We start from the raw sequence: 25,943 nt of genomic DNA, 5'->3' as shown, positions 1-25,943 counted from the left end.
AAGGAACCGCTTGATTCTTTTTAGGAATCGTTATGCTTTACCATGACTTATTTAAATCCATGGAAGCGGTGCGCTGGAATTTCGCGCATGACATACCGTGGGATGACTTTGATGGCAGCAAGCTCACAGACGAGCAGGCCTACACCATCAAAATGAACGCCATTACCGAGTGGGCTGCCTTGCCTGCTACCGAAATGTTCCTGCGTGACAATAAAGATGACAGCGACTTTTGCGCCTTTATGTCCGTGTGGTTCTTCGAGGAACAAAAGCACTCGCTGGTTTTGATCGAATACCTGCGCCGTTTCCGCCCCGAGCTGATGCCCACCGAAGAAGAGCTGCATAAAGTGCGCTTTGACTTTGATCCGGCCCCAGCCATGGAAACGCTGATGCTGCACTTTTGCGGCGAAGTGCGCCTGAATCACTGGTACCGTCGTGCCGCCGACTGGCACACTGAGCCTGTGATCAAGGCCATCTACAAGATTGTGGCTCAGGACGAGGCCCGTCACGCCGGTGCTTACCTGCGCTACATGAAGCGTGCTCTGGTGCATAAGGGTCAGGAATTTGGCCTGCAAGCCCGTCTGGCTTTCTCCAAGATCGGTGTTCTGATGGCCTCGGCGCATCGTACCGCTCAAGCGTTGCACCCCACCAACTTGCATGTGAACAAAGCCATGTTCCCGGATGATACGGTGCAGTCCAAGCTGCCATCGCCCGGTTGGCTGGAAACCTGGCTGGATACGCAGATTCGCTTCGACAAGGAATGGGAGCACAAGGTTAGCTCGCGCATCTTGCACAATATGTCGCTGTTGATGGGTAGCTCCTTTGAAACCGTGCAGGAGTTGAACCGCTACCGCAAGGATCTGGCACGCCAGGTCGGCTCGGACTCGACTCTGGTTCAGGCTTGATATGAGCGTACGTTTCGAGGCTAAGGTGCTAGGTCTGGATGCCTTGCGTGAGGCTATGGAACAGGGGCGCCTGGCGCGCCCGCTGGTCTTTACCAACGGTGTGTTTGATATCCTGCACCGTGGACATGTCAGCTACCTGGACGAGGCTGCCCAACTGGGTGCCTCGCTGATTGTCGGTGTGAATACTGACGCCTCGGTGCGACGTTTGAACAAGGGGCCGGAGCGCCCCATCAACCCTGAACAGGATCGTGCCGCTTTGCTGGCTGCGCTGGCTTGTGTGGATGCGGTGGTCTTGTTTGACGAAGACACACCCGAAGCCTTGATCGCGGCACTGCGCCCGGACCTGATCGTCAAGGGCGGTGACTACGATATGGAAGCCTTGCCAGAAACGGCTTTAGTGCGTAGCTGGGGAGGCGATGCGGTCGCCATTCCTTTTGAGTTTCAGCGCTCGACCACGGCCCTGGTTAAAAAGCTGCGTGACTAAACAAGCGGTATTGAAGGATTGAATCCCGGCATAGTCCGGGATTTTTTTGTCTGTTTGATCCAGGCATCGTGTCTTGTACACAAAGACAAGGACATGAGCACTGAAGTTGTCCGCGCAGGGCTTGGCGTTGTTTCGTTTGCATTTGGATGGCGCTGCTGATGGATCTGACATTGCTGCTGTGAGCAAAGAGCGCGACGTGTATATCTCGGGCTTTCAGAATCTCAAGGATTCAATGGGAGGGCTTTGCTGCAGTCTTGCCTGGGTCGCTTCAGGACGCCGGTTGTAGCAGATCGTTCACGGCCCGCAGGTCGTTTTCGCTCAGCGTGCCGCTGGCTGCTTTCAAGCGTAGGCTGTTCATCAGAACGTCATAACGGGCTTGGGCCAGACTGCGCTGTGCTTCGTAAAGTTGCTGCTGGGCATTGAGCACATCGATATTCACACGCACACCGACCTCGTAAGCCAGCTTGTTGGCCTCCAGAGCGTCTTGGCTGGACTTGGTGGCCGCTTCCAGTGCCTGCACACGGACCAGACCCGAGGTGACGCCGGAGAAGTACTGGCGCGTCTGCTGGATGGATTGCTCAATGGCGAACTGGTGATCGTAGCGGGCCTGTTGCAGGCGCGAGCTTTGTTCACGGACTTGAGAGCTGGTTTCGCCGCCTCGGAAAATGGGGATACTTAGCTCCAGACCGACGGCGCTGTTCAGAGAACGTGGGCCACCGCCAGCTTGGCCAAACAGGGTCTGGTCGCTGCCGCTGCCGGTCTGGGCTTTCAAGGCCAGGGTAGGTTCGTGCAGGGCCTGGGTGCTTTTCAACTGCTCTTGGGCGGCACGTGCCTTGATATCGGCCAGTGCCACACTTAAACCGGATTGGCTGGACTGATCCAACCAGTCTTGTAGATTTGCAGGTTGTGGGGCGGGCAGACGCAAAGGCTCACGTAGGCGAGCCAGTGTTTCATAACGCTCCAGCGTCAGCGCCGCCAGCTTGTCCTGAGCCACTTGCAGGGCATTTTCCGCTTGCAAGACGCTAGCTCGTGTCAGATCCAGACGCGATTTGGCTTCGTAGGTATCGGTAATCGTGGTGCCGCCCAGTTGAAAATTCTGGTCAGCGGCGCGCAATTGCTCGTCAATGGCAGCTTGCTGGGCTTTCAAGGTAGATAGCGCATCTTGTGCTGCCAGCACATCAAAATAGCGTTGGCTGACGCGTAGCATCAAGTCTTGTCGATCCAGCGCCAGTTGAATATCGGCACCCTGCGCCAATAGCTGAGCGCGTTCGTAACGAGCCCAGGCGTTGCGGTTGTAAACCGGTTGGCTCAGTGTGAGTGCCCAGGCGGCTCGGTCGCTGGAGTGTTGATTGGACAGCTTGCTGGTTTGGCGGCGCTCTTGCAGTTCGGCTGTGCCGATGGCGCTGATCTGTGGCAACAATTGAGCCCGACTCTGTGGCACTTGTTCTTGGTCGGCTTGATGTGCCGCCTGAGCCGCGCCAAATTGCGGTTCACGAGCCAGGGCCTGATTCCAGGCTTGCAGCAGATCTTGCGACTGGGCCGTGCTGCTTAAGGCAAGCAGGCAGAGCAGCGTCAGGCGCAAGGAAGTCATGAACCGCATAGGCACTTAAAAGCGGAATTGTGAAACGGCCGTGCCGCGCAAAGGTTTGATCCAGGTGTCGAACAGCGGTGTGGTATCGAAGCTGGCGGCGCTGGTGCGAGTAATACGCACGGCTGTCATGACCGGGTTTTGACCGACCACCACCACCAGACGGCCCCCGATACAGAGCTGGTACTTCAAGGCATCAGGAATGGTGGGCACGGAGCCTGTGACCAAAATGGCGTCGTACTCGGTGGTGCCCCAGCCGGCATGTGCATCGCCCACTTCAACCTTGACGTTGCGTACATTGTTGCGCTGCAGGTTTTCCTGGGCAAAAGCGGCCAGTTTGCTGTCAATTTCGACGGAGGTGACTTGTTGGGACAGGTGAGCCAGCAAAGCGGCCTGATAGCCCGAGCCGGTACCAATTTCCAGCACACCGTCGCTAGACTGCAAAAGCAGCTCTTGAGCTAGACGGGCTTCCACTTTGGGCGAGAGCATGGTCTCGTGCGTGTCCACGGCATTGATGACCAGTGGCAGTTCGGTGTCCGAAAAGGCCGAAGAGCGCAAAGACGAGGGAACAAAGCGTTCGCGCTGGACCTCGACCAATGCTTGCAGCACGTTTTCGTCGGATACGTTCCAGGGACGGATCTGTTGTTCCACCATGTAGTAACGGGCACGTTCGAGTTCAGACAGCGCAATATGGTTCATAGCTTCCAGAAAACTAAAGGCTTGGCAAAGAGCCGATTATAAGCCAGCGCATCGATAAAGAGGCGCAGTCGGGCTTAGCAGGACGGCACCATCGCGTGAAGCAAGGTGCTGGCGTTGTTGACGGCAATGGGCAAGAAGGTGTCAAAGTCCATGTGTGCGTCGTTGTTGGCATTGTCTGAAATGCTGCGTATGCAGACAAAAGGCACGGTATTCAGATAGCACACCTGGGCAATGGCGCCACTTTCCATTTCGCAGGCTAAGGCATTAAAGGTGGCGCTTAACCACTGTATTTTATCGTTACATGCGATAAATTGGTCGCCGGTAACAATTCGGCCCGTGTGGACCTGATGCCCTTCAATTTGTTGGGCGGCAGTTTGGGCAATGGCCAGTAAGGCGGGGTCTGTCGGAAAATCAAAGGTATCCAGACGGAAAACCTGTCCTGGCGCCAGACCCAGGGCTTTGAGCTCCACATCGTGCTGGACCAGCGTATCGGCAATGACGATGTCGCCTGGCCGGATGCTGGGCTCAACCGCACCGGCAATACCGATATTGATGATGCTGCCCACGGCAAATTCCGAGATCAGCATCTGGGTGCAAGCGGCGGCATTGACCTTGCCCACGCCGCAGACTACGGCCACCACAGGTTTACCCAGATAGCTGCCGCGATGAAAGTCCATGCCGGCACGCTGGAGGGTCTGGGGCTCTTGCAAGCGTTCCAGCACAATCTCCAGCTCTTCGCGCATGGCGACAATAATTCCAAGTGTAGGCATAAGACAGGGGCCTTCAAGCGACCCGATCAAACGGCACGTATCAGGAAGATGGCCACAGTTTATGGAAGTGATGCACCGGACCGTGTCCGTTGCCCACGGTTAGTTCACCCGAGCGGGCAATGGCTTCGTACAAGTACTTTTTGGCAGCCAGGGCGGCGTCAGGCACATTGCTGTATTGGGGCAGCAGGGCGGCTAGCGCAGCTGACAAGGTACAGCCGGTACCGTGTGTATTGGCCGTATCAATACGCTTGGCGGGCATTTCGATCATCTTGTCGCCATCGTGCAGCAGGTCTATGCAGTCCGAACCGGGCAGGTGGCCCCCTTTCAGGAATACCCAGCGCTGATCGCTGTGACTCATCAGGCGACGCAGGCGCTCGGCGGCCTGACGCATTTCCTTGACGGTTTCTACCGGGCGGGCGTCCAGCAGAACACCGGCTTCGGGCAGATTGGGCGTGATCATGGTGCACTGGGGCACCAGTTGCTCGCGCAAGGCATGGACAGCCGACTTTTCCAGCAAATGGTCGCCGCTTTTGGCGATCATCACCGGGTCCAGCACCAGATGCTTGGGTTTGAAGTGAGCCATGCGTTCGGCCACCACGGTGGTGACAGCCTCCTGGCCCAACATGCCTATCTTGACGCCATCAATGCGCACGTCGGCAAACAGCGTATCAATCTGCTGGCGCACAAAGTCGGCAGGAACGGGGCTGATGCCGGTGACCCCTTGGGTATTTTGTGCCGTCAAAGCGGCAATGACAGCGGTGGCATAAGCACCCAGGGCGCTCATGGCTTTGACATCAGCCAGAATACCGGCGCCGCCGGAGGGGTCAACTCCGGCAATGGTCAGCGTATTGGGAATCATGTCTCGATCAGGTACGGGAGTGAATCAGCCCTTCGGTAGGGGAGCTGGGGTCGGCATCGTAGTATTTGCGGGGTACACGGCCAGCCAGATACGCCTGGCGACCGGCTTGTACTGCCAGGTTCATGGCACTGGCCATCATTACAGGCTGACGGGCACCGGCAATGGCGGTGTTCATCAGGACACCATCACAGCCCAGCTCCATGGCAATAGCGGCATCCGAGGCCGTACCGACACCGGCATCCACCAGCACCGGCACCTTGCTCTGATCGATGATCAGGCGCAAGTTCCAGGGGTTGATAATGCCCATGCCCGAACCGATCAGGGAGGCCAAAGGCATGATGGCCACACAGCCAATATCTTCCAGCATACGGGCCTGGATAGGATCATCAGCGCAATACACCATCACATCAAAACCTTCATCCACCAGGGTTTTGGCGGCTTTCAGGGTTTCGGGCATATTGGGGAACAGATTGCCGGAGTCGCCCAGCACTTCCAGTTTGACCAGCTTGTGACCGTCCAGCAGTTCGCGGGCCAGACGCAAGGTCCGCACGGCGTCATCGGCGGTGTAGCAACCCGCAGTGTTGGGCAGCAGGGTGTATTTGGAAGGGGGCAGGTAATCGAGCAGATTGGGCTCGTTGGCGTTCTGGCCGATATTGGTGCGGCGAATGGCCACGGTCACAATGTCAGCGCCGCTGGCTTCAATAGCCAGACGAGTTTCATCAAAATCTTTGTATTTACCGGTGCCTACCAACAGCCTGGATTGGTAGCTGGTTCCGGCCAGGATAAAGGGGTCGTTGTTCACTGTTTGGGTCATGGTGGTGCTTTGTTGCGCATCCGTCTTTGGTGACGGAGAGATAAGTGATTTTTGCTGGGCAAACACTGCAAGAATAATCCATTTGGCCGGTACTCGCAGGAAAACCCTTATATAAGCTTGCTGGTGTTCGGGGGGAAGGGCGCGTGAGCAGCAGGCAGTAAAGCCTCTTCAGTCGGGGGCTTGTGGGTGCCCTGCAAAATCACATATCCCTAAGTATAAATTTGATGTCCACAAGGTGATGGAAAGTGTGCCAATGCCTGACAGACAAGCCTTGGGTCAGGTGCGAAAATATCGTTGGTGCAAAAACCGTTGCCCTTTTTTTAACTACTCACGTTTAAAAGTAAATGGACCCTGATCCTTCTATATGGCTTTGTTCCTGTAAAGGGCAAACCTTCTTAATGACCAGTCAATTGGACGCTGGACCACAAAGCGGGCCCCTCTGATGAGGTGAGCACTCTTTCTGGGCCCTCGTGTCCGAAGGAGAATGCTATGTTCCGCCTCAACCTGTTCCGTTCTACTCCACACAATAATGCGCTGCAAGACGCTCTGCGCCTGGCTGCATCCCGCCAGCGCCAGGGCTACCTGCTGGAGCTGCTGCAAACCCACGGTGCGCGCGAGTTTGCCTATGCTCTTAACGACCTGTCCGGTCGCACCATTGAAAACGCACTGTCCACACTGCCTGCTGTAGAGCGCAGCCAGGTCCTCAAGCATCTGTCCCGTCGTGCCAAAGCCCGTCTGAACGATGTGGAAGGCTTGCGCTGCCAACCCACTCACGCTGTGCTGACCCTGCCGTCCTTTGTGATGTAAGGGTTGTTTTGCAGCGTCGTAGATGCCCCTGAAGTTTGGGGAGTGATCCGCGCCGCTGCAAGCTTCTCTGTGTTGACCCTTGGGCGGGCGTGGCCTTTTGGGCTATGTCCGTTTTCTTGATTTCGGCCCGCATCCGCTCTCCGTTTTTTTTAGATGACCCTTGCAGGGTGGTTAGCTGTTTTAGTGGTGATCTGTCGTGGCCAGACGACGCTTGCGGCCTTCGCCGTCAGAATCCTTGTCTTTTCATGTCATAATTTTGGAATGAGAATGATTATTGATTAGAACATTCAGGGTCTATGGACTATCCGTCAGCACCCATCGGGATGGGAGATTTCTATCAGGATCACCGTAGCTGGTTGTTGCGGTGGTTGCGCGCGCGTCTGCATTGCAGCTTTACGGCAGAAGATCTGGTTCAGGACACGTTTGTGCGTTTGCTGCTGGCCCCCTGTGCCGTTCATCATTTACGCCACCCCCGTGCGTTTCTGGCGACCACGGCCAGAAGGCTGCTAATTGATCGCAGCCGACGCATGGCTGTCGAACAAGCTTATCTGGAGGCCTTGGAGGCGACCTTGGCCCAAGGGGCGCAAGCACCCTCGGCCGAGCAGTGCGCCCACACGCTGGAAGTGCTGGCCTTGTTGGCCCAGGCTCTGGATGAATTACCCGCGCGGGCTCGCATGGTGTTCCTGAGCTGCTATCTGGACGGGGAAACGCAATTCACGGTGGCCAAGCGCTTGGGTGTCAGTGAGCGCACCGTGCGCAATGATCTGGTGCAGGCTTTGCTTCATGTTCAGACCTTGATTCCAGCTTGAGCCCCATGTCCAACGAGGAAATAGAGCGACAAGCCGCCCAATGGGTTGTGCTCTTGTCCGATCCCGAACAATTTACCGAACAGGCCCAGGCCGAGTTCATGGCCTGGCGCGTGCTGGACCCGCGTCATGAAGCAGCGGCTGCGGCTATGGAGGCGGTGCTGTGCAGGGTAAGAAAACTGGCCGTACAGGCTAATACCCCTCCTGGGCGCAGTGCGCTGGATGCAGGATTGTCAGCGCGGCCCAAGCTTTTGCGCGATTGGCGTCAGGGCACGATGCTCCTGCTCTGGGCCGTGGTGCTTATCTTGCCGATTCTGGCCTTTGTATTGCCTTGGTCCAATCAGTCTGTCCTTACCGCCGCTGGACAATGGCGCAGTGTGGTGCTGGAGGATGGCACTCGTCTGGAGCTGGCTGGGGCATCGCAAGTCAAGATTTTATATAGCAAGCAGTACCGGGATATTGAGCTGTTGGAAGGGCAGGTTCGTGTGGTGGTGGCCAAGCAGCCGGATCGACCGTTGCGGGTCTTGAGCAGCCAGGCCGTCTCGCAAGCCTTGGGCACTGAATTTATCGTGCAGGAGCAGCCTCAAGGCACCTTGCTGACCGTGCTGTCCTCTCGGGTTCTGGCGTATCCGCGTACCCAAGGCCCACAAGCGGCTCGCGAACTGGGGCCGGGCGATCAGGTGCAGATCAATGCGCAAGGCCTGGGGGTAAACCGCCAGACGGATGTGAACAGTGTCATACGCACGTGGGACCAGCGGCAACTGCTTCTGGAGCATGTGCCTTTGACGCAGGCTCTGGAGCAGATCACCCGCCAGTATGCCGGCAAAACACAGATCAATCCGCATGGCATGGATGGCTTGACGGTTAGTGCTGTCTTGCCTGCTGACAAACCCTTGTCGGCCTTGGCGTTGTTGAAGAATTTGTATCCCCGATTGCAGGTGCAAAACACGCCAAACGAAGGATTGACGATTAATTTCAGGCCTTGATTGCCGCTTTTTTGGGCTCGTGCGTCTTTAACAGATAGACCTTGCCAAAGAAGGAGAGATTTCATGGTCCCGAAGAATGCGCCGCCTTTGGCGCTTGTGAAAACGTCGTTCATGCCCAATGTCTGCCGCCGCTTGCTGGGTCTGGCTTTTGTAGGGGCCTTGATGCTGAATATGGCACCGGCCTCGGCCCAGACGACCCAAGCTTATGCGCTGGAAGCCGGGGATCTGGCTAGCCGCTTGAGCCAGTTTGCTCAACAGGCCGGGGTGGCGCTGGTGATGGATTCTTCCCGACTGCAAGGTCTGCGCGCACCGCGTTTGCAAGGGCAGTATTCTGTGCAGGGCGGCTTTGCTGCCTTGCTGGCCGGGCAGCCGTTTCAGGTTCAAAGCCGTGATCAGGGCTATGTCTTGATTGCCCTGCCTGATAGTGACACCTTGGCTGACGGCGCCGGTGTGCAGTCTTTGGCCAGTATTGAAGTACGCCGCAATGCGCTGGGCGACATCACCGAAGGTTCAGGCACGTATGCGGCGGGCACAATTGCCACGGCAACCCGTTTGCGCTTGACACCACGCCAGACGCCGCAGGCCATCAGCGTGACTACACGCAAGCAGATGGACGACTTTAACCTGACCAGTATCGATGACGTAGTGCGTCATACTCCTGGCCTTAGCATCATTACTTATGACAGTGAGCGTACCGCTTACGAAGCACGCGGTTTTGGTGTTCAGAACTTTCAATATGACGGCATCCCCACCTTGCGCGATTCACCGTACTCGGCTGGCCATTCGCTCACGGACACAGCGATTTACGATCGTGTGGAGGTATTGAAAGGCGCCTCCGGTTTGCTCACTGGCAGTGGAACCCCAGGCGCGACGATCAATATGATTCGCAAAAAGCCGACGCGCGAGTTTCAGGGGTATGCCAGTGCGGGCTTGGGCACTTGGAGTAATTACCGTGGTGAAGCCGATTTCTCCGGCCCTTTGAACGAGTCAGGTTCTTTACGGGGCCGTCTGGTCGGCGCCTATCAGGACAAGAAAAGCCATCTGGACCACTACCAACGTCAGACTTTGGTGTTGTACGGCATTGTTGAAGCCGACCTGACACCGGATACCCGTTTGACCCTGGGTGCTGATTTGCAGGACAACGATCCCAAAGGATCAACCTGGGGGGGCATACCGATTTATGACGCGCAGGGCAACTTCAACGAGATGGACCGTTCTTTTAATAACGGTACGCGCTGGAGTCGCTGGAACCAGTACACCCGTTCGGCCTTTGCCACCTTGGAGCACGAATTCGACAACGGTTGGATGGCCAAGGTGCAGCTCAATCGCTTGATCAATGGTTATGACTCTGAGCTGGCTTCGGTAGCGGCTGGCAATCCCGATCCTTTAACCGGCAAAGGTACTTCCCTATGGTCTGGACGCTACGTGGGCAAGACAGTCTCCAATACGGCTGACTTTTATGCGACTGGTCCTTTTGAGCTGTTCGGCCGTGAGCATGAACTGGTGGTTGGCGCAGGTGTATCGCGCCGTCGCTGGACTAACACGTCTTACGGTGAAAACAGCAATGCCGATGTCTCGAATTACTACGAATGGGATGGTCGCTGGCCGCGCATGAACTGGCAGCACCTGGGCGACGACCGTGAAGTGACACGCGAAAATGGTCTATATGTCAGCACACGTCTGAACCTGCGCGATGATTTGAAGTTGCTACTGGGTACACGCTACGCCAACTACAACAAGCTTGAGATGCGTGAGACAGGCATATGGGTGCCTTACTTTGGGGCTGTGTATGACCTGAACGATAATTTCTCCGTCTATGCCAGTTACACCAACATTTTCCAGCCTCAGAGCCTGCAAGACGAGGGAGGCCGTACTCTGGACCCCTTGCGTGGCGATAACTACGAGGTCGGTCTCAAAGGCGAATTCATGGGGGGGCGTTTGACGTCCAGCCTGGCTTATTTCCAACTGCGTCAGGATAACTTCGGCAAGGAAACGGGGGGGCGCACGCCATCGGGAGGCATCGCGTATGAGGCGACTCAAGGTGTGCGCACGCATGGCGTAGAGCTGGAAGTGGCTGGCCAGTTGACGCCGCAATGGCAAATGCATGCGGGTTACGCTTACAAGCTATCGCGCCAGGATGGCGATAAAGTGTCTACCTTGTCGCCCGAGCATCAGTTCAACATCTATACCACGTACGATTTGGAGGGTGACCTGAATGGCCTGACCTTGGGGGGCGGTGCCCGTTGGCAAAGCAAAACCTGGGGTGATGTCAGCCGACCCGGATCGCCGGGTAAGGTTCAGCATACCGTTGCGGGCTATTGGCTGGTGGATGCGATGGCGCGGTATCGCTTCAACAAGAATTTGTCGGCCACCTTTACCGTCAATAACCTGTTCGACAAGCGCTATTACTCTATGTTCTCCTGGTACAGCACGTATACCTGGGGCGAGCCGCGCAACATGATGCTGGCAGTGAAGTATCAGTTCTAGGCTGGAGTAGAAAGCCGTTCAGGATACCTGGGCTCGATAGCGATCCAGTTGCTCGCACAGCTCGCGAGTGGCCTCTATCAGCCTGGGGCCGGGGCGGTACAGCGCATCCGGGTTCAGGTTCAGCAAGGCGTGGGGGCTTAGCCCCAGATGTTTTTCCCAGAACAGATGGCGGGCGCGCAATTGGGCCGGATCACGGTAGGCCATGATGACCACCTGCGGGCGCTTGTGCAGCACGTCTTCCAGACTGATGGTGGGGGCGACGGCAGCATGGTGGGCATAGATGTTCTGTGCCTTGCAGGTGTTCAGCACATCCTGAATCAAAGGATCGCGTGCCAAGGTATATAAAGGCTCGGAACCGATTTCCAGAAACACGCTGACGGTCTCGCCCAGGCGGCTGTTATGGCGCAGGGCGGCAATCTGATTGTCCAGCAAAGCAGCGATGGGAACGGCGACATCGGCTGTATCCAGGCTGTCTCCTGCCAGACGGACAAAGGCGGGAATGTCGTCCAGTTTTTCAGGGGCGGCAAAGATCAGGCTGATATGGGTTTGCTGTAGCTGGCGCTGTAATTCAGGCCCGATCTGGTTGGCTTGCCAAGCCCAGACTTGATCGGGTTTTAGTTCCAGCAGCCGTTCGGGGTTCACGCGCAAGGCGTCCCCAACGCGGGGTAGATCCTTGGCGGCAGGGGGGTAGTCACTGGAACTGTCTACGGCGATCAAGTGGTCTTGAGCACCGGCGGCAAACAGGATCTCGGTAATGTGGGGAGCAAGGCTAATCGCACGGGCTGAAGCGACAGTTGTTGTGGGGGGGGCGTCTTGTTCGGCTGCGGCGTTTTGTGCTTTTTTATCTTGCTGCTGGCTCTGTACTTCTTGAGTGCTTTGCTTTGTGCTGGTCTGTGTCTGTGTCTGTGTCTGTGTCTGTGTCTGTGCTTCGGGCTGTGCTTGAATTTGCGCCTGTGACTGCAACGGGTCTTGTCCCTGCGCTTGCGTCAGGATGGGCAATCCTAAAAGCAGGGCGAGCAGGCAAAGCAATCCCCATCGCTCCAATCCGCTCCAGACAGAGCGCTTCGGGTGTTGAAGACGATAAGTCGTAGGCAAAGGGGGCATCATGCGCCTTTAAGTCAATGGCGCGGCCCAAGAGCCGCGCCAGAATCAAGCAAAGCTGATTTTACTGCTTACATGCGCCAGGCAAAGTTCAGGAACACGCTGGAGCCGGCGTTGTTATAGCCACGACGGGCCAGGGTGTAGTCCTTGTCGAACACATTGTTCCAGCGCAGTTGGGCTTCCAGGCTGGAGGTCAGCGGGTAGCTGGCGGTCAGGTTCAACAGTCCGTAGCTGCCCAGACGCTGTTCATTTTTCGCATCTTCATAACGATGGGAGGCGAACAGGTACTCAGCACCGGCTTTCAGGTCACCAAACTTGTGATCAACCGCCACCTTGTAGTTTTGCTTGGCGCGGCGCACCAACTGCTTGTCGGTGTTCCTATCTTTGGGGTTGGTGAAGTCGGCACTGGCGCTCAGCGTGGTGTTGCCCAGTTGCTTCATGGCCGTCAAGGTCACACCCGTGATACGTGCTTTTTCGGTGTTTGTCGTCGTGCAGTTTGAATTGGCATCACAAGCGTAGGTATTGATCATGTCGCTGATTCGGTTCTGGTAGACCACCAGACCCAGTTCAGTGGTTTCATCCGTGTAGCGGATATGGCCTTCGACGTTGCGGGATTTTTCGGGTTTGAGGTTGGGGTTACCCGAAAAACTACCGACCATATATGCCTCGTAGGGGGTGTAGAGGTCGGCAAAAGTGGGGGCACGAAAGCCAGTATTGGCGGCCACACCTACGGTCCAGTTGCTGGTGATGTCCAGGTCATAGCCCAGGCCACCCGTCACTTTATTGCCGTAGCCGCTGATATTGTCATTACGCACGCTGGCTTGCAGGTGGTGCTGATTGATATCGCCACGGTAGATCAGGGCAAAGGCATTGGTGTTGCGCTTGTCATCCTTGTGGACGGTGGTGTGCGTCATGCGCTCTTCCAGACGCTCGGCCAGCAAGGACAGGGTATGGCCTTGGGCAAAGGCCAGGTTGTTTTGCCAACTGTATTGGCGTTGCAGTGTGGAATAGCGAGAGGCAAAAGCGCGGTTTTCGACTGTTTCTTTGCTTAGCGAGGCGCTCAGGCGGCTGGTCCACAACTCAGACAGCTTGTTGGTGCTGGTCAGACCGTAGGTTTGCTGACGTGTTTGCGTGCTAGGGGGGCGAGAAGTGGACGTCCCGTTGTCGAACTGGCCGTCTATGTAGCTGTTGATGGCGGTCAGGCCCAGGTGTTGCCCTTGTGCCCATTCGTAGCCTAAGGATCCAGTCAGGCCGTGTTGGGTGTAACCGTCCTTGTCTGGGTTATACGTGTATATGCCCGCAAGTGGATTAGTAGCACTGAATCCATCGCTGGTGCCGTAGCTGGAGGCCAGGCTGTAGTCCCAGCCTTGAGCGGCACCCGAAAAACCGGCGCTGGCTTTGAAGGTGTCTTGCGAGCCCAGGCCCATATTCCCCCAGGCGCTCAAGGCACGGTCGCCACCGCCTTTTTTGGTGATGATGTTCACCACACCACCAATGGCATCCGAGCCATACAGGCTGCTGCCTGCGCCACGCACAATTTCAATGCGTTCGATCAGGGCGGGGTCAATGGCTTGCCAGTTCACTGAACCACTGGTGGAGCTGTTGATGCGCATGCCGTCGATCATGACGCGTGTATGTTGTGGGTTGGTGCCACGCAAATAGATCCCACTAACGGTTTGAGGGCCCCCTTCGGTGTAAATCTCCACCCCAGGCTGACGCTGCAAAATCTCAGCCACACTGCTTTGACCCGCTTTCTGCAAGGTTTCCTGATCAATCACCGTCACGTCACCCACCACGTTTTTCAGTGATTGAGCCATGCGGCTAGGGGTAACAACAATTTGATCCAGCTTGGCGACAGGGGCAGTTTGGGCCGTGGCGATGAAGGGCAGGGCGCCCGCCAGGGCGACCATCAAAGGTCGGATGGACAGTAGAGTCATGGAGATTCCTGTGGGATGTGCGTCCCCGCACATCGGTAAGCGAAGCCGCCCACCGTGGGACGGCCATGAATTCAGGCTCGAGAAGCAGGCTGGTGTCGGGCTTTGCGTGTAGCAGGTACCGTTGCGGGGGCAGCACGTTTGGCAGTTCCGGGGTGGAACCGCTCACGTTTCCCATTTGACTTTCCCAGGCCCACGGCTGCATGGGCCGGAAAGCACCTCTTTCCGAGCGGAAAATGTTACATGCCGCTGGCGCAAAGGTTAAGTGTTTGGGGTGGATTTGCCGTACAAGGCGCTACAATTGTGGCGCCAATCCACCATTCTCGCGGCTCTTGCTGTCAGATGCCGTCAACGTCCCGTTTCGTGCTACGGAGCTTTTTAGTGTCCTATCCTGCTTTGCCTTATCCGATCTCTGCCTATACGCGTGGTGCTGAATTTGCGCACCGTTTGGGGCAGCAAATTCTGATTCTGGACGGTGCGATGGGCACTATGATTCAGCGTTACAAATTGGGTGAGGCTGATTTTCGGGGCGATCGTTTTGCGGATCACCACAAGGATGTGAAGGGCAATAACGAATTGCTGTCGCTGGTGCGACCCGACATTATTCGTGAAATTCACGAGAAATACCTGGCTGCCGGAGCCGATGTAATTACGACCAATACCTTTGGTGCAACCGATGTGGCCCAGGGTGACTACGATTTGCAGGGCATCAGCTATGACCTGAACCTGGCTTCGGCTCAACTGGCCTGTCAGGCACGTGATGCCTTCAGCACACCTGAATGGCCGCGCTTTGTGGCCGGTGCCTTGGGCCCGCAGCCCAAGACGGCTTCTATTTCCCCGGATGTGAATGACCCGGCTGCTCGTAACGTCACCTTTGACCAGTTGCGCGTAGCCTATACCGAGCAGGTTCGTGCCTTGCTCGATGGTGGCGTCGATATTTTGCTGATCGAAACCGTTTTTGACACGCTGAACGCCAAGGCGGCTGTTTTTGCGCTGGAAACGGTCTTTGATGAGCGTGGTGAGCGCGTGCCGGTGATGGTGTCGGGCACGGTTACCGATGCATCGGGCCGGATCTTGTCCGGTCAGACGGTAGAGGCCTTCTGGAACGCCATGCGTCATGCCCGTCCCATTACGATTGGCCTGAACTGTGCCTTGGGCGCCGCCTTGATGCGTCCTTACGTGGCCGAGCTGTCCAAGATTTGTGACACCTATGTGTGTGTCTACCCCAACGCTGGTTTGCCCAACCCTATGGCAGAAACCGGCTTTGATGAAACGCCAGCCGATACGTCCAGTCTGCTGCAGGAATTCACGCAAGCTGGCTTGGTGAATATGGTCGGTGGGTGCTGTGGTACGACGCCCGAGCACATTGCCGCCATTGCCGAGCTGTGCCGCAAGTTGCCTCCACGCGTTGTCCCCGAGGTTCCTGTCAAAACCCGTTTGTCGGGTCTGGAGCCACTGAATATTGACGAAGATACCCTGTTTGTGAACGTGGGCGAACGGACGAACGTCACGGGCAGCAAGGCTTTCTTGCGCCTGATTCAGCAAGAAAATTATGAAGAAGCCTTGTCGGTGGCCCGTCAGCAGGTGGAGAACGGCGCGCAGATTATCGACATCAATATGGACGAGGGCATGCTGGACTCCGCAGCCTGTATGCACCGCTTCCTGAACATGATTGCCTCCGAGCCGGACATTGCCCGCGTGCCCATCATGATCGACAGTTCCAAATGGGACGTGATCGAAACCGGTTTGCGCTGTGTGCAAGGCAAGGCCATCGTGAACTCGATTTCCATGAAGGAAGGTATTGAGCCTTTCCTGGAGCATGCCCGTTTGTGCCGCAAATACGGCGCCGCTATTGTTGTGATGGCGTTTGACGAGCAGGGTCAGGCCGATAGCTACGAGCGCCGGGTGGAAATCTGCGAACGTGCTTACCGCTTGCTGGTGGATGAGCTTGGTTTCCCGCCAGAGGACATTATTTTCGACCCCAACGTCTTTGCCGTTGCAACCGGGATGGATGAACACGCCAATTACGGTCTGGACTTCATTCGCGGCGTTAGCTGGATTCACAAGAATCTGCCGCACGCGCGCTTATCCGGCGGTATTTCCAACGTCAGTTTCTCCTTCCGTGGCAACGAAGCCATGCGCGAGGCCATTCACACCGTCTTCCTGTACTACGCCATTCAGGAAGGCCTGACTATGGGCATCGTGAATGCCGGTCAGTTGGGCGTGTATGCCGATATCGAACCGCATCTGCGCGATCTGATTGAAGACGTGATCCTGAACCGGGCCGAACCCAAAGGCAAAACCGATCCGGCTGACGAACGCACCCCTACCGAGCGCCTGGTAGAAATGGCCGAGAGCGTCAAAGGCTCGGGCGCCAAGAAAGAGGAAGACCTGAGCTGGCGCGAAACCACGGTTGAGCAGCGTTTGATCCACTCTTTGGTGCATGGCATCACCAGCTTCATCGTGGAAGATACAGAAGAAGTTCGTCAGAAGATCGATGCCCAGGGCGGTCGCCCCATCAGTGTCATTGAAGGGCCCTTGATGGATGGCATGAATGTGGTGGGTGACCTGTTCGGTCAGGGCAAGATGTTCCTGCCGCAGGTGGTGAAATCTGCGCGTGTGATGAAACAGGCCGTGGCCCACTTGATTCCTTTCATCGAAGAAGAAAAACGCCAGATTGAGGCTGCGGGCGGTGATGTGCGTTCCAAAGGCCGTATGGTCATTGCCACAGTGAAAGGTGACGTACATGACATCGGCAAGAACATTGTGTCCGTGGTGATGCAGTGCAATAACTTTGAAGTGGTGAATATGGGCGTGATGGTGCCGTGTGCCGAGATTCTCGCCAAGGCCAAAGAAGTGGAGGCCGATATTGTGGGCCTGTCCGGCTTGATCACCCCCAGCCTGGAAGAAATGGCCTACGTCGCGTCCGAGATGCAGCGCGACCCGTACTTCCGTGAGCGCAACATCCCCCTGATGATTGGTGGCGCGACCACCAGTCGTGTACACACGGCGGTGAAGATTGCCCCGCATTACGACGGCCCGGTTATCTACACGCCGGACGCCAGCCGCTGCGTGGGTGTGGCTACTCAGTTGGTGTCAGATAACGTGGACGAGTTTTTGGCCGAGGTGCGCGAGGAGTACGAACAAGTGCGCCAGCGCCATGCCAATCGCAAAGCCACACCGTTGATCTCGCTGGAAAAAGCGCGCCAAGACAAGCCAGTCATTGACTGGACCACCTACGTGCCGCCACGCCCCAAATTCATTGGTCGCCGTACCTTCAAGAATTACGACTTGGCCGATATTGCCCAGTTCATCGACTGGACGCCGTTCTTCCAGACCTGGAGCTTGTTCGGCAAGTACCCGGCCATTCTGGAAGACAAGGTGGTGGGCGAGCAGGCCAAGACCCTGTTTGCCGAAGGCCAGGCTATGTTGAAGAAAGTCATTGAGGGTCGCTGGTTGACGGCAAACGGCGTGATTGCGTTCTACCCCGCCAACACCGTCAATGGTGAAGATATCGAGGTCTATTCAGACGAATCGCGCAGTGAAGTCCTGTTCACCTGGCGCAACCTGCGTCAGCAAGGCGTCAAGCGTGAAGGCGTCGATAGCAAGTGTCTGGCTGACTACATCGCTCCTAAAGAAAGCGGCGTGGCCGATTACATCGGCATGTTTGCGGTGACTGGCGGGATTGGCGTGGACAAACTGTCCGAGCGGTTCCAGGCTGCTGGCGATGATTACTCCGACTTGATGATCAAGGCGCTGGGTGACCGTTTTGCCGAAGGCTTTGCTGAATGTCTGCATGCTCGTGTCCGCACGGATTTGTGGGGCTATGTCACCGACGAGCGCCTGTCCAACGAAGAGCTGATCGACGAGAAATACCAGGGCATTCGTCCTGCACCCGGTTACCCGGCTTGCCCGGAACACGTGGTCAAGCATGATATGTTCCGCGTCTTGCAGTGTGAGGACATCGAGATGTTCATTACCGACAGCTACGCCATGATTCCGGCGTCCAGCGTGTCGGGTTTCTACTTCAGCCATCCGCAGTCCAAGTACTTCAACGTGGGCAATATTGGCCAGGACCAATTGCAAGACTACATCCAACGCAGTGGCCGCACGGAAGAAGACGTACGCCGCACTCTGTCGGGCGTGTTGGGCTGATATGGGAATGACGGGGCCTAATCCGGGCGGCGTCGAGAGCACGTCCCAAACCCGGCGTCAGGCTTTGGGCCGCTTCTTGCGTCATGCGCGGGAACGCATCCGGCCTGTAGATCTGGGCCTGGCCCCTGGCGTGCGTCGTCGCACTCCTGGCCTGCGTCGTGAAGAAGTGGCTCAGCTGTGCGATATCAGCACCACCTGGTACACCTGGATCGAGCAGGGCCGTGACGTGACCGTGTCCCCCACCGTCTGCGCCCGCCTGGCAACGGTCCTGAAATTGGCCAGAGCTGAGCGCCACTACCTGTTTGAACTGGCCGACTGCGCCGACCCCGAGCATTGGCAGGGTGATATTCAACCCTTGCCGCAAGGCCTGAGCGCATGCGTTGATAGTATTTCCGCCCCGGCCTACATTCTGGATCGCAGTTGGAACGTCTTGGCCCGCAACGAAGCCTTGTTGGGTTTGTTCGATGGTTGGCCCGATCGTAGCGAGCAGCCCAATCTACTGCGCTATATCTTTCTGGACCCGGCAGCGCGTGAGCTGGTGGTGGACTGGGAACAGCGTGCCAGCCGCGTCGTGGCCGAATTCCGCGCCGACGTGGGCGCCCATGCCGATGAAGCCGATGTACAGGCCCTGATTCAGGAGTTGGCGCATCAAAGCCAGGTATTCGCCTTCTGGTGGGGGCGCCAGACCGTGGTGGAGCGGGAAGGGGGCTTGCGGGATTTTCGACACCCCAGCCAAGGCGTGCGCCGCTTTCAGCAGTTTACCTTTCGCCTGGCAATACGCCCGGACTGCAAGCTGGTGATGTTGCTGGAGGATGAGGATAAGCCGGTTTAGGAGCTTCTTGACTTGCTCCTGTAGTTTTGTCGGTCTGCACTTGATGTGAGAAAAGTAGACCTACTTCTTCTGCAACGATTCACCATCACTGGCTGACAGCCGGGCAAAAGACAGGCTCGATATCGCCGTAATCGCGCCCAGAATCAGAAAGGCCCAGATCGTATCCTGGGTCTCTACGCTGCTGGCGCCGCGCAATGCCATGCTGACATTCAGCGTTACCGCCGCACATGCCACGCCCAGACTGATAGCCAGTTGCTGCGCCATGGCGGCGAAACTGCTGGCCTGGCTCATGGCTTCGGATTCCAGGTCGGCGTAGGTCAGGGTGTTGACGGCGGTGAACTGCAGGGAGCGGAAGAAACCACCTGCAGTCAGGACGGCAATCATGAGCCACATGGGTGTGGTGGCCTGGAACATGGCGCACAGGGCGATGAACAAGCCTGTCAGCCAGGCGTTGACGATCAGGACTTTGCGAAAACCGTAGCGTCGGATGATGGGTGGAGCCACCAGTTTCATGCCCAGAGCGCCAATCGCCCCGGTGAAGGTGATCAGACCCGCCGACAATGCGCTCATGCCAAAGTTGGTTTGCAGCATGATCGCTAACAGAAATGGTGAGGCCCCTAGCGAGAAGCGGCACAGATTGCCGCCCAATACAGAAATGGCAAAGGTCTTGGTGCGTAGCAAGGACAAATCAATAATGGGATAGGCTACTTGCCGTGCATGCCAGATGTACCATGCCCCCGCGACCAGACCCGCCAAAGTCAGCCAGCCCAGGGTAGCCCAGCTAATGGTGCCGTGGCCTACGTTCTCGAAACTGGTTACCAGCGTGGCCAGACAGATGGCGCTCAAGATAAAGCCCAGCCAGTCCAGGGGCGGGCGTTCGGTGGGGTAGTCCTCGCGGATGTAACGCAGTACCAGAGCGATACCCAGTACCCCCACGGGGATGTTGATCAGGAAAATCCAGTGCCAACTGGCATAGGTGACTAAAAAGCCACCCACAGGCGGACCGATGATAGGGCCCAGCAAGGCGGGTAAAGTCAGCACCGCCATGGCGCTTAAAAGCTCATCTTTAGGCACCCGTCGCAGTAAGATAATGCGACCTACCGGAACCATCATGGCTCCCGCCATGCCTTGTATCACGCGGGAAATGATCAGTTGTGACAGGGTCTGGGACAGGGCACATGCAACAGAACTGGCGGTAAAGAGTAGAATGGCGGCCAGGAACACCTTGCGCGCACCAAAGCGGTCTGCAGCCCACCCACTGATAGGAACGAATACAGCCACGGCCAGCAAGTAGCTGGTAATGATGGTATTCATGCGGATGACGCTGGTATCCAGCGATAAGGCCATCGTGGGCAGAGCAGTGGCGACAACCGTAGAGTCCAGCATTTGCATGAACAATGCACATCCCACAATGTAGGGAATAATGCGTATGGCTCGACGCTCTTGAGGGGACAGGGTTGCCGGTTTGGTGGCTTCGGTCTGTTCAGATGCCATGCGGCGAACTCTCTGGTGTGCGGTGCAGTAAACTCAAACTTTTCTGTTATCCAATTTATTTTAGGCGTACAGGTATTATGGCAAAGAATTTCGAATCCGAAATTACCCAGTTTCTTAAACAGTATAAAGAGCAGAACGCGGATACCGAAGCGCGGCAGCGTGAAGGCCGCTATCGTCTGTGGGACAAGCAGATTGATCAGGAACTGCAAGATGGTTACAAGGCTGCTCGTACGCCTCAAAAACCTTACGTGTACTACGAAAACAACTAAATCTGTACGCCCGCGCCTGTGACTGAGATTGCACAGCAGCCCGTTGTGGATACGCCAGCTCCTCAGCCCGAGGATGTGCTGGCGCGTCTTTATGGTGAGCCGCTGTTTGCGATCCCCCAGGATCTGTACATCCCGCCTGATGCGCTGGAAGTGTTTCTGGACGCCTTTGAAGGCCCGCTGGATCTGTTGCTGTATTTGATTCGCAAGCAGAACTTCAATGTGCTGGACATTCCGATGGCTCAGGTCACTGGGCAATATTTGGCTTATGTCGAGCAGATTCGCGCCACGAATCTGGAGCTGGCGGGCGAGTATCTTTTGATGGCGGCGCTGCTGATCGAGATCAAATCTCGCATGTTGTTGCCGGTGCGGCGCGCGGACACGGGTGAAGAAGTTGAGGATCCGCGTGCGGAGCTGGTGCGTCGTTTGCTGGAATACGAGCGCATGAAGGAGGGCGCGCGTCGTCTGGACGAGTTGCCCCTGATGGGACGCGATTATCTGCTGGCCAACGCTCAGGCCGAGTTGGTTGTGGAAGCCATTCCGCCCGAAGTGAGTGCGGATGATTTGCGCCAGGCCTGGCTGGGTATCTTGAAGCGCGCCAAGCTTAATGCCAGTCACAAGATTACGCGCGAGCAGTTGTCGGTACGCGATCACATGAGCCAGATTCTGCGACGTTTGCAGCACGTGCGCTTCATGGAGTTTACTGAGCTGTTTAATGAACGTCTGGATCAGGGTGATCCAGCGGCGGTGCTTGTCGTGCATTTTCTGGCCATGCTGGAATTGGCACGAGAGTCACTGCTTGAAATCACGCAGGCCGAGCCCTACGCTCCTATTTATTTGCGCCTGACCTATATTCGAGCGCAGGCCGATGGGCCTGATCTTATTCCGTAGCGGAGAATTTTTTGAAAGTCGTCCATAACATCCAAGAACTGCGCGATCAGCTCCAGGGTCAGACACGCGTGGCATTTGTTCCAACCATGGGGAATTTGCATCGAGCCCACCTGGACTTGATGAAGATGGCTCGCCAGCATGGCGATCCGGTGGTGGCCAGTATTTTTGTCAATCGTCTGCAGTTTGGTCCTAACGAGGATTTTGACCGTTATCCGCGTACCTTGCAGGATGATGCGGCCAAGATGGAGCAAGAGCGCGATGTCTACGTCTTGTTTGCTCCCTCGGAGCGCGAGATGTACCCGGAGCCGCAAAGTTTCCGTGTCAGCCCGCCTGATCATTTGGGTCGAATTCTGGAAGGCCACTTCCGTCCGGATTTCTTTGAAGGGGTCTGTACGGTTGTGTTGAAGCTGTTTTCCTGTGTGCAGCCGCGTGTGGCCGTGTTCGGGAAGAAGGATTATCAGCAGTTGATGGTGGTGCGCCAGATGGTGCGCCAGTTCCAGTTGCCGGTAGAGATTCTGGCTCACGAGACGGTGCGGGAAGAGGATGGTTTGGCCATGTCTTCGCGTAATCGCTATTTGAGTCCCGAGGAGCGCGCTCAGGCCCCGCAGATTTATGGCACGCTGCAGGAGATGAATGAGCGTTTGCAGCAAGGTCAAAGCCGCGAGCAGATCGAGGCTTATGCGACCAAAAAGATGACGGATCTGGGCTGGAAGGTGGACTATATGGCCTTGCGTCGTCAGTCGGACTTGCTGGAACCAACTGAAGAGCAAATCGCAGCCGGTGAGCCTTTGGTGGCATTGGCCGCGGCCAAGTTGGGCGCGACGCGCTTGATCGACAACCTGGAAATGGTTAAAGCCTGATTTCTTGTGTTATTTGGTGAGAAAAGCACAGCTTTTGCTGTGCTTTTTTTATACCTGTGTGGTTTGATTTTGTAGTCTTTGTCTTTGTCTTTGTCTTTGTCTTTGTCTGTGCCTGCTTTTCTGGTCGTGGGTAGTAGCGGTCTTTGTTCCTTCAAACTATAGGTGGACTCAGTACGTCGCCCCTCTGGCGCGCGGCTCAGGGGGAAGGCGGACTACTTGCCAGTGCTGTGCACCGGTGCCCTTGGCCAGAGATAGCTCCGGGCGCAGTCTGAATCGCCGTCCCCCCTGAGCCTCGCGCCAGAGGGGCTCATAGCCCTGGAGTCGGCATCTCTGATGGCTGTTGATGGGTGGGGTTTGTACTCGCGCCTGCCCGCTTAATAATTTTGACCTAGGTGAGTAATTTGATTGTGGTGGGCGGTAGGGCGCTGGTTTTGCCTAGGCTTATCGCTAATTTATCGGCAGAAATGGCTGTTTTCCGACACATTGAAATTCTTGTCTTTATATTAGTCCTGTGACAAAAACATCCCGTATAAGTTAACAGTCGTGTAGTCCCTGCCTAAAATGACAAACTCTGTCTATGGTTAATTCTTCACCTCGCAGGCGGCCTGTTCGCCTGGTACAGATATACGAGACTGACATGGTATTGAATAGTCACCTTCCCGCCTCTGTGCTTTTTGCAAGCCTGACTCCGCGCGAGCGCGACGTGTTGTCTTATATCGCTATTGGTAAGGCGAATAAGGTTATTGCGGCTGAATTGGAGATTTCCCAGCGTACGGTTGAAGCGCATCGGGCACGCGTTTTCCAGAAGTTACGCGTGCGCAATGCGGTTGAGTTGACTCGTTTTGTGTTCAGCGAGCCAGGTCTGCGGGATGTGTTACCGCCCAGCTTGATGGGCGGCCTGTCTGCGCCTTAGCTTAGCGGCAAGCTGGGTTGGCCTGGCCGTCCAGTTCGCTGACTGGGTCGATGTCGGCTTGGCGAGTCAAGTGGCTTTCCAGTGTGGGGCGCTGCTGGTTGAAGGTGTTGATACGCAAGACGTTGTTGTTCACAAAGCTCAGGTCTGCCAGCGTCGAGTCGTTATCGGCCAACAGGGCGATGCGGGTGGGTTGTGTACCGATTGGAACCCAGCAGCCGCTCTTGTGGTGTTCCTGACCCGCGCCGACTGGGGTGGCACGCATACGCCATTGCCCTGCGGGAGCCAGGGTGACGCTGATTTTGTAGGGCTCGCAAGCGCCGCTTTGTGGCGGGCAGGATAGGGTGCCCAGGAAGGTTTTGGGTTCAGCCAGTTCGGGAACGCTGCGATCTGCCTGGACGGCGGGCTGTTCAGCGCGGGCCGGTGTAATGGCGTGCAGGCCTTCCTGATTGCCAAACCCCAAATTGATTTGTGAGGGGGCACGGGCGGTACTGCTGCCTTGCGCTTGGCGCAGGGCGTCTTTCTGAGTGGAGCCACGGCCTTCGTTAGGGCTGGGCTGAACGGGCGCCTGGGCACATGCGGCCAGCAAAACGACCGAAAGCAAGGTAAGGGAGCGCAGAGGGGAAATCGTGGAGAAAGACATGGCGGGCTTCCGTGGACGGGTTGATAGCTGAATTCTACGCTAGACCAGGGGGGCGGGACAGTCTCAGGCCTATTGCGGGTAGGAGGATTGGCGCGGGTACGTTACAGTTTTGTTTTTTATCTGTGGATTGTTCATGCTGACGATTGGGCTGACTGGTGGAATTGGATCGGGCAAGAGCCAGGTGGCCCATTTTTTTGCCTCTTGGGGGGCGGCCGTTGTGGATACGGATGTGATCGCGCATGAGCTGACCGCGCCCGGTGGCCTGGCCATTGAACCGATTCGTGCCGCCTTCGGTACGCAGGCCTTGGCAGCGGACGGTTCCATGGATCGGGATTGGATGCGGGCCTGTGTGTTTGCTGACCCCAATGCCCGTCATCGCCTGGAGGCCATCATTCATCCCTTGATTTGGGATGTAACAAAAGCACAGGCCTTGAAAGCGCAAGGATGTTATCTTGTTGTGGTTGTACCCTTGCTGCTGGAGTCAGGACGATGGCGCGACCGTGTGGATCGGATTTGCGTTGTCGATTGTGATGAAGCGACCCAGATCGCGCGCGTACAGAAGCGTAACGGGCTGGCAGTGGCCACAATTGAACGTATCATGGCAGCACAGGCGCAACGTCAGCAACGCTTGGACGTGGCCGACGATGTGGTTCTGAACGATGGGCAGACGACTTTGCCTCTGTTGGAAGAGCGGGCGCGGGCAGTACACCAACGCTGGTGTGCCTTGACGGCCCGACACCACGACGTGTCTGACCCTACAGTCGACAAAAAAAGGTTTTAAACGCGTGACTCTATACGAATACCCCTGCAATGAGCGTGTCCGGGCTTTACTGAGAGTCGAGTATTTGTTCGATAGGCTGTTTCATTTTTCAGCCAACCAGGATGCGTACTCGCATCAGATCGCTGTAGCGACTTTGTTTGATTTGCTGGACATCTCGGATCGGACCGATTTACGTTCTGCCGTTCTTCAGGATCTGGAGCGTCAGCGCGTGGCGCTGGCTGCGCTGCGCGAGCACCCCGGTGTTCAGCTGCAGGCGCTGGACAAGATGATTGAGCAAATTGTGCGTGCGGCTGCTGACCTGTCGGCCCAAGGGCGGGTGGGGCAGGGCCTGCGCGACAATGAATGGTTGACCAGTTTGCGGGGCCGGGTAGCGGTGCCCGGCGGTACGTCTCAGGTGGACATGCCTTCTTATTATTCCTGGCAGCAGCGGCCCGATACGGATCGTGTCCAGGACCTGCGCCGCTGGTCGGAGTCTTTCCTGCCGCTCTATCATGGTCTGGCCTTGATTTTGCGCTTGCTGCGCCAGTCGGGCGACCCGGCTGACCTGCTAGCTCGCGACGGCTCTTATCAAGAAATGCTGGCAGGCAAGACCTTCCAGTTGTTGCGAGTATGGGTGGATGCCGGTGCCTGCATCTATCCGGAAATGAGCGCTAACCGCTACGTCATCTGGATACGCTTTGTGCAGCAAGACAATCAATTGAAACCGCAGGCCGTAACGGTAGATATCCCCTTTAGGCTAGCCCGTTGCAACTTTGGCTAACAACGCTGTTCATATAAGGTTCAGATAGCCGCTTTTATACTTGCTGGGCCAGCGTGGTCTAGCAAGGGGGCTGTTTTGTCAGCGCTTGTATCTCTTGATCGTTTCAGGCTAATT

23 protein-coding genes and 1 riboswitch are annotated in these 25,943 nt (G+C 56.6%); of the genes, 14 read left to right on the top strand and 9 right to left on the bottom strand.

The window, feature by feature from the left end; translation table 11 throughout:
• Positions 1–32: 32 nt before the first annotated feature.
• Both OKX01_RS16285 and rfaE2 read left to right on the top strand, forming a co-directional pair.
• Positions 33–902: a ferritin gene (locus tag OKX01_RS16285; protein ID WP_094197832.1), complete on the top strand. Its 870-nt coding sequence runs from the start codon at positions 33–35 to the stop codon at positions 900–902.
• A gap of 1 nt (position 903) precedes the next feature.
• On the top strand, positions 904–1,386 hold the full coding sequence (gene rfaE2 / locus OKX01_RS16280; RefSeq protein WP_094197831.1) for a D-glycero-beta-D-manno-heptose 1-phosphate adenylyltransferase: 483 nt from the start codon (positions 904–906) through the stop codon (positions 1,384–1,386).
• A gap of 268 nt (positions 1,387–1,654) precedes the next feature.
• On the opposite strand, the gene OKX01_RS16275 is transcribed toward rfaE2, so the two are convergent.
• The 5 genes from OKX01_RS16275 to OKX01_RS16255 all read right to left on the bottom strand — a co-directional run bounded on the left by OKX01_RS16275 (position 1,655) and on the right by OKX01_RS16255 (position 6,116).
• Positions 1,655–2,977 carry a TolC family outer membrane protein gene (locus tag OKX01_RS16275; protein WP_108728502.1) on the bottom strand — a complete coding sequence of 441 codons (1,323 nt, stop codon included), beginning with the start codon at positions 2,975–2,977 and terminating at the stop codon, positions 1,655–1,657.
• 15 nt (positions 2,978–2,992) lie between these two features.
• A complete protein-coding gene (locus OKX01_RS16270; RefSeq protein WP_264672075.1) occupies positions 2,993–3,673 on the bottom strand; it encodes a protein-L-isoaspartate O-methyltransferase family protein in 681 nt (226 codons plus the stop codon).
• 74 nt (positions 3,674–3,747) lie between these two features.
• Positions 3,748–4,443, bottom strand: a complete 696-nt coding sequence (locus OKX01_RS16265; protein WP_094197828.1) for a 5'-methylthioadenosine/adenosylhomocysteine nucleosidase — start codon at positions 4,441–4,443, stop codon at positions 3,748–3,750.
• Positions 4,444–4,483: 40 nt separating this feature from the next.
• Positions 4,484–5,302: a bifunctional hydroxymethylpyrimidine kinase/phosphomethylpyrimidine kinase gene (thiD, locus tag OKX01_RS16260; protein WP_108728503.1), complete on the bottom strand. Its 819-nt coding sequence runs from the start codon at positions 5,300–5,302 to the stop codon at positions 4,484–4,486.
• Between the two features lie 7 nt (positions 5,303–5,309).
• The gene (locus OKX01_RS16255; RefSeq protein ID WP_108728504.1) at positions 5,310–6,116 is read right to left on the bottom strand and encodes a thiazole synthase; all 807 of its coding nucleotides are present in this window, start codon (positions 6,114–6,116) and stop codon (positions 5,310–5,312) included.
• A 489-nt stretch (positions 6,117–6,605) separates the two neighbouring features.
• Here OKX01_RS16255 and OKX01_RS16250 point away from each other — a divergent pair, with 489 nt between their 5' ends.
• The 4 genes from OKX01_RS16250 to OKX01_RS16235 all read left to right on the top strand — a co-directional run bounded on the left by OKX01_RS16250 (position 6,606) and on the right by OKX01_RS16235 (position 11,202).
• Positions 6,606–6,923 carry a hypothetical protein gene (locus OKX01_RS16250; protein WP_094197826.1) on the top strand — a complete coding sequence of 106 codons (318 nt, stop codon included), beginning with the start codon at positions 6,606–6,608 and terminating at the stop codon, positions 6,921–6,923.
• 296 nt (positions 6,924–7,219) lie between these two features.
• Positions 7,220–7,732: a sigma-70 family RNA polymerase sigma factor gene (locus OKX01_RS16245; RefSeq protein ID WP_264672074.1), complete on the top strand. Its 513-nt coding sequence runs from the start codon at positions 7,220–7,222 to the stop codon at positions 7,730–7,732.
• A gap of 5 nt (positions 7,733–7,737) precedes the next feature.
• Entirely contained in the window at positions 7,738–8,715 is a 978-nt protein-coding gene (locus OKX01_RS16240; protein WP_264672073.1) for a FecR family protein, read from the top strand.
• Between the two features lie 63 nt (positions 8,716–8,778).
• The gene (locus tag OKX01_RS16235) at positions 8,779–11,202 is read left to right on the top strand and encodes a TonB-dependent siderophore receptor (RefSeq protein ID WP_264672072.1); all 2,424 of its coding nucleotides are present in this window, start codon (positions 8,779–8,781) and stop codon (positions 11,200–11,202) included.
• A gap of 18 nt (positions 11,203–11,220) precedes the next feature.
• Here OKX01_RS16235 and OKX01_RS16230 read toward each other — a convergent pair whose 3' ends face one another.
• Both OKX01_RS16230 and OKX01_RS16225 read right to left on the bottom strand, forming a co-directional pair.
• Positions 11,221–12,231, bottom strand: a complete 1,011-nt coding sequence (locus OKX01_RS16230) for an ABC transporter substrate-binding protein (protein WP_264672071.1) — start codon at positions 12,229–12,231, stop codon at positions 11,221–11,223.
• A gap of 143 nt (positions 12,232–12,374) precedes the next feature.
• Positions 12,375–14,240, bottom strand: coding sequence for a TonB-dependent receptor domain-containing protein (locus OKX01_RS16225; RefSeq protein ID WP_094197822.1), 1,866 nt, complete (start codon positions 14,238–14,240; stop codon positions 12,375–12,377).
• 69 nt (positions 14,241–14,309) lie between these two features.
• A riboswitch (cobalamin riboswitch) is annotated at positions 14,310–14,475 on the bottom strand.
• Between the two features lie 143 nt (positions 14,476–14,618).
• On the opposite strand from OKX01_RS16225, the gene metH reads away from it, so the two are divergent.
• Positions 14,619–18,392 (top strand): methionine synthase, encoded by a 3,774-nt coding sequence (metH, locus tag OKX01_RS16220; RefSeq protein ID WP_264672070.1) that lies wholly within the window; start codon positions 14,619–14,621, stop codon positions 18,390–18,392.
• A 1-nt stretch (position 18,393) separates the two neighbouring features.
• A complete protein-coding gene (locus tag OKX01_RS16215) occupies positions 18,394–19,224 on the top strand; it encodes a helix-turn-helix transcriptional regulator (RefSeq protein ID WP_264672069.1) in 831 nt (276 codons plus the stop codon).
• Between the two features lie 60 nt (positions 19,225–19,284).
• Here OKX01_RS16215 and OKX01_RS16210 read toward each other — a convergent pair whose 3' ends face one another.
• On the bottom strand, positions 19,285–20,718 hold the full coding sequence (locus tag OKX01_RS16210) for a DHA2 family efflux MFS transporter permease subunit (RefSeq protein WP_108728511.1): 1,434 nt from the start codon (positions 20,716–20,718) through the stop codon (positions 19,285–19,287).
• A gap of 77 nt (positions 20,719–20,795) precedes the next feature.
• Between OKX01_RS16210 and OKX01_RS16205 the strand changes: the two genes are divergently transcribed.
• The 4 genes from OKX01_RS16205 (at position 20,796) to OKX01_RS16190 (ending at position 23,648) form a co-directional block, all read left to right on the top strand.
• The gene (locus tag OKX01_RS16205) at positions 20,796–20,987 is read left to right on the top strand and encodes a DUF3460 family protein (RefSeq protein ID WP_009458738.1); all 192 of its coding nucleotides are present in this window, start codon (positions 20,796–20,798) and stop codon (positions 20,985–20,987) included.
• 45 nt (positions 20,988–21,032) lie between these two features.
• A complete protein-coding gene (locus OKX01_RS16200) occupies positions 21,033–21,875 on the top strand; it encodes a segregation and condensation protein A (protein WP_094197816.1) in 843 nt (280 codons plus the stop codon).
• A gap of 11 nt (positions 21,876–21,886) precedes the next feature.
• Positions 21,887–22,735 (top strand): pantoate--beta-alanine ligase, encoded by an 849-nt coding sequence (gene panC / locus OKX01_RS16195; protein WP_094197815.1) that lies wholly within the window; start codon positions 21,887–21,889, stop codon positions 22,733–22,735.
• 637 nt (positions 22,736–23,372) lie between these two features.
• Positions 23,373–23,648 carry a response regulator transcription factor gene (locus tag OKX01_RS16190; RefSeq protein ID WP_094197814.1) on the top strand — a complete coding sequence of 92 codons (276 nt, stop codon included), beginning with the start codon at positions 23,373–23,375 and terminating at the stop codon, positions 23,646–23,648.
• 1 nt (position 23,649) lies between these two features.
• Here the strand turns inward: OKX01_RS16190 and OKX01_RS16185 are convergent, their stop codons facing one another.
• Positions 23,650–24,288: a hypothetical protein gene (locus OKX01_RS16185; RefSeq protein WP_094197813.1), complete on the bottom strand. Its 639-nt coding sequence runs from the start codon at positions 24,286–24,288 to the stop codon at positions 23,650–23,652.
• A 133-nt stretch (positions 24,289–24,421) separates the two neighbouring features.
• Here OKX01_RS16185 and coaE point away from each other — a divergent pair, with 133 nt between their 5' ends.
• A complete protein-coding gene (gene coaE / locus OKX01_RS16180; RefSeq protein ID WP_094197812.1) occupies positions 24,422–25,069 on the top strand; it encodes a dephospho-CoA kinase in 648 nt (215 codons plus the stop codon).
• Between the two features lie 4 nt (positions 25,070–25,073).
• A complete protein-coding gene (gene zapD, locus OKX01_RS16175; RefSeq protein ID WP_094197811.1) occupies positions 25,074–25,829 on the top strand; it encodes a cell division protein ZapD in 756 nt (251 codons plus the stop codon).
• Positions 25,830–25,943 lie beyond the last annotated feature (114 nt).

It is taken from the genome of Alcaligenes sp. SMD-FA, assembly GCF_025960365.1.
Lineage (GTDB): Bacteria > Pseudomonadota > Gammaproteobacteria > Burkholderiales > Burkholderiaceae_B > Alcaligenes > Alcaligenes aquatilis.
This window is presented reverse-complemented; position numbering and strand designations above follow the sequence as displayed.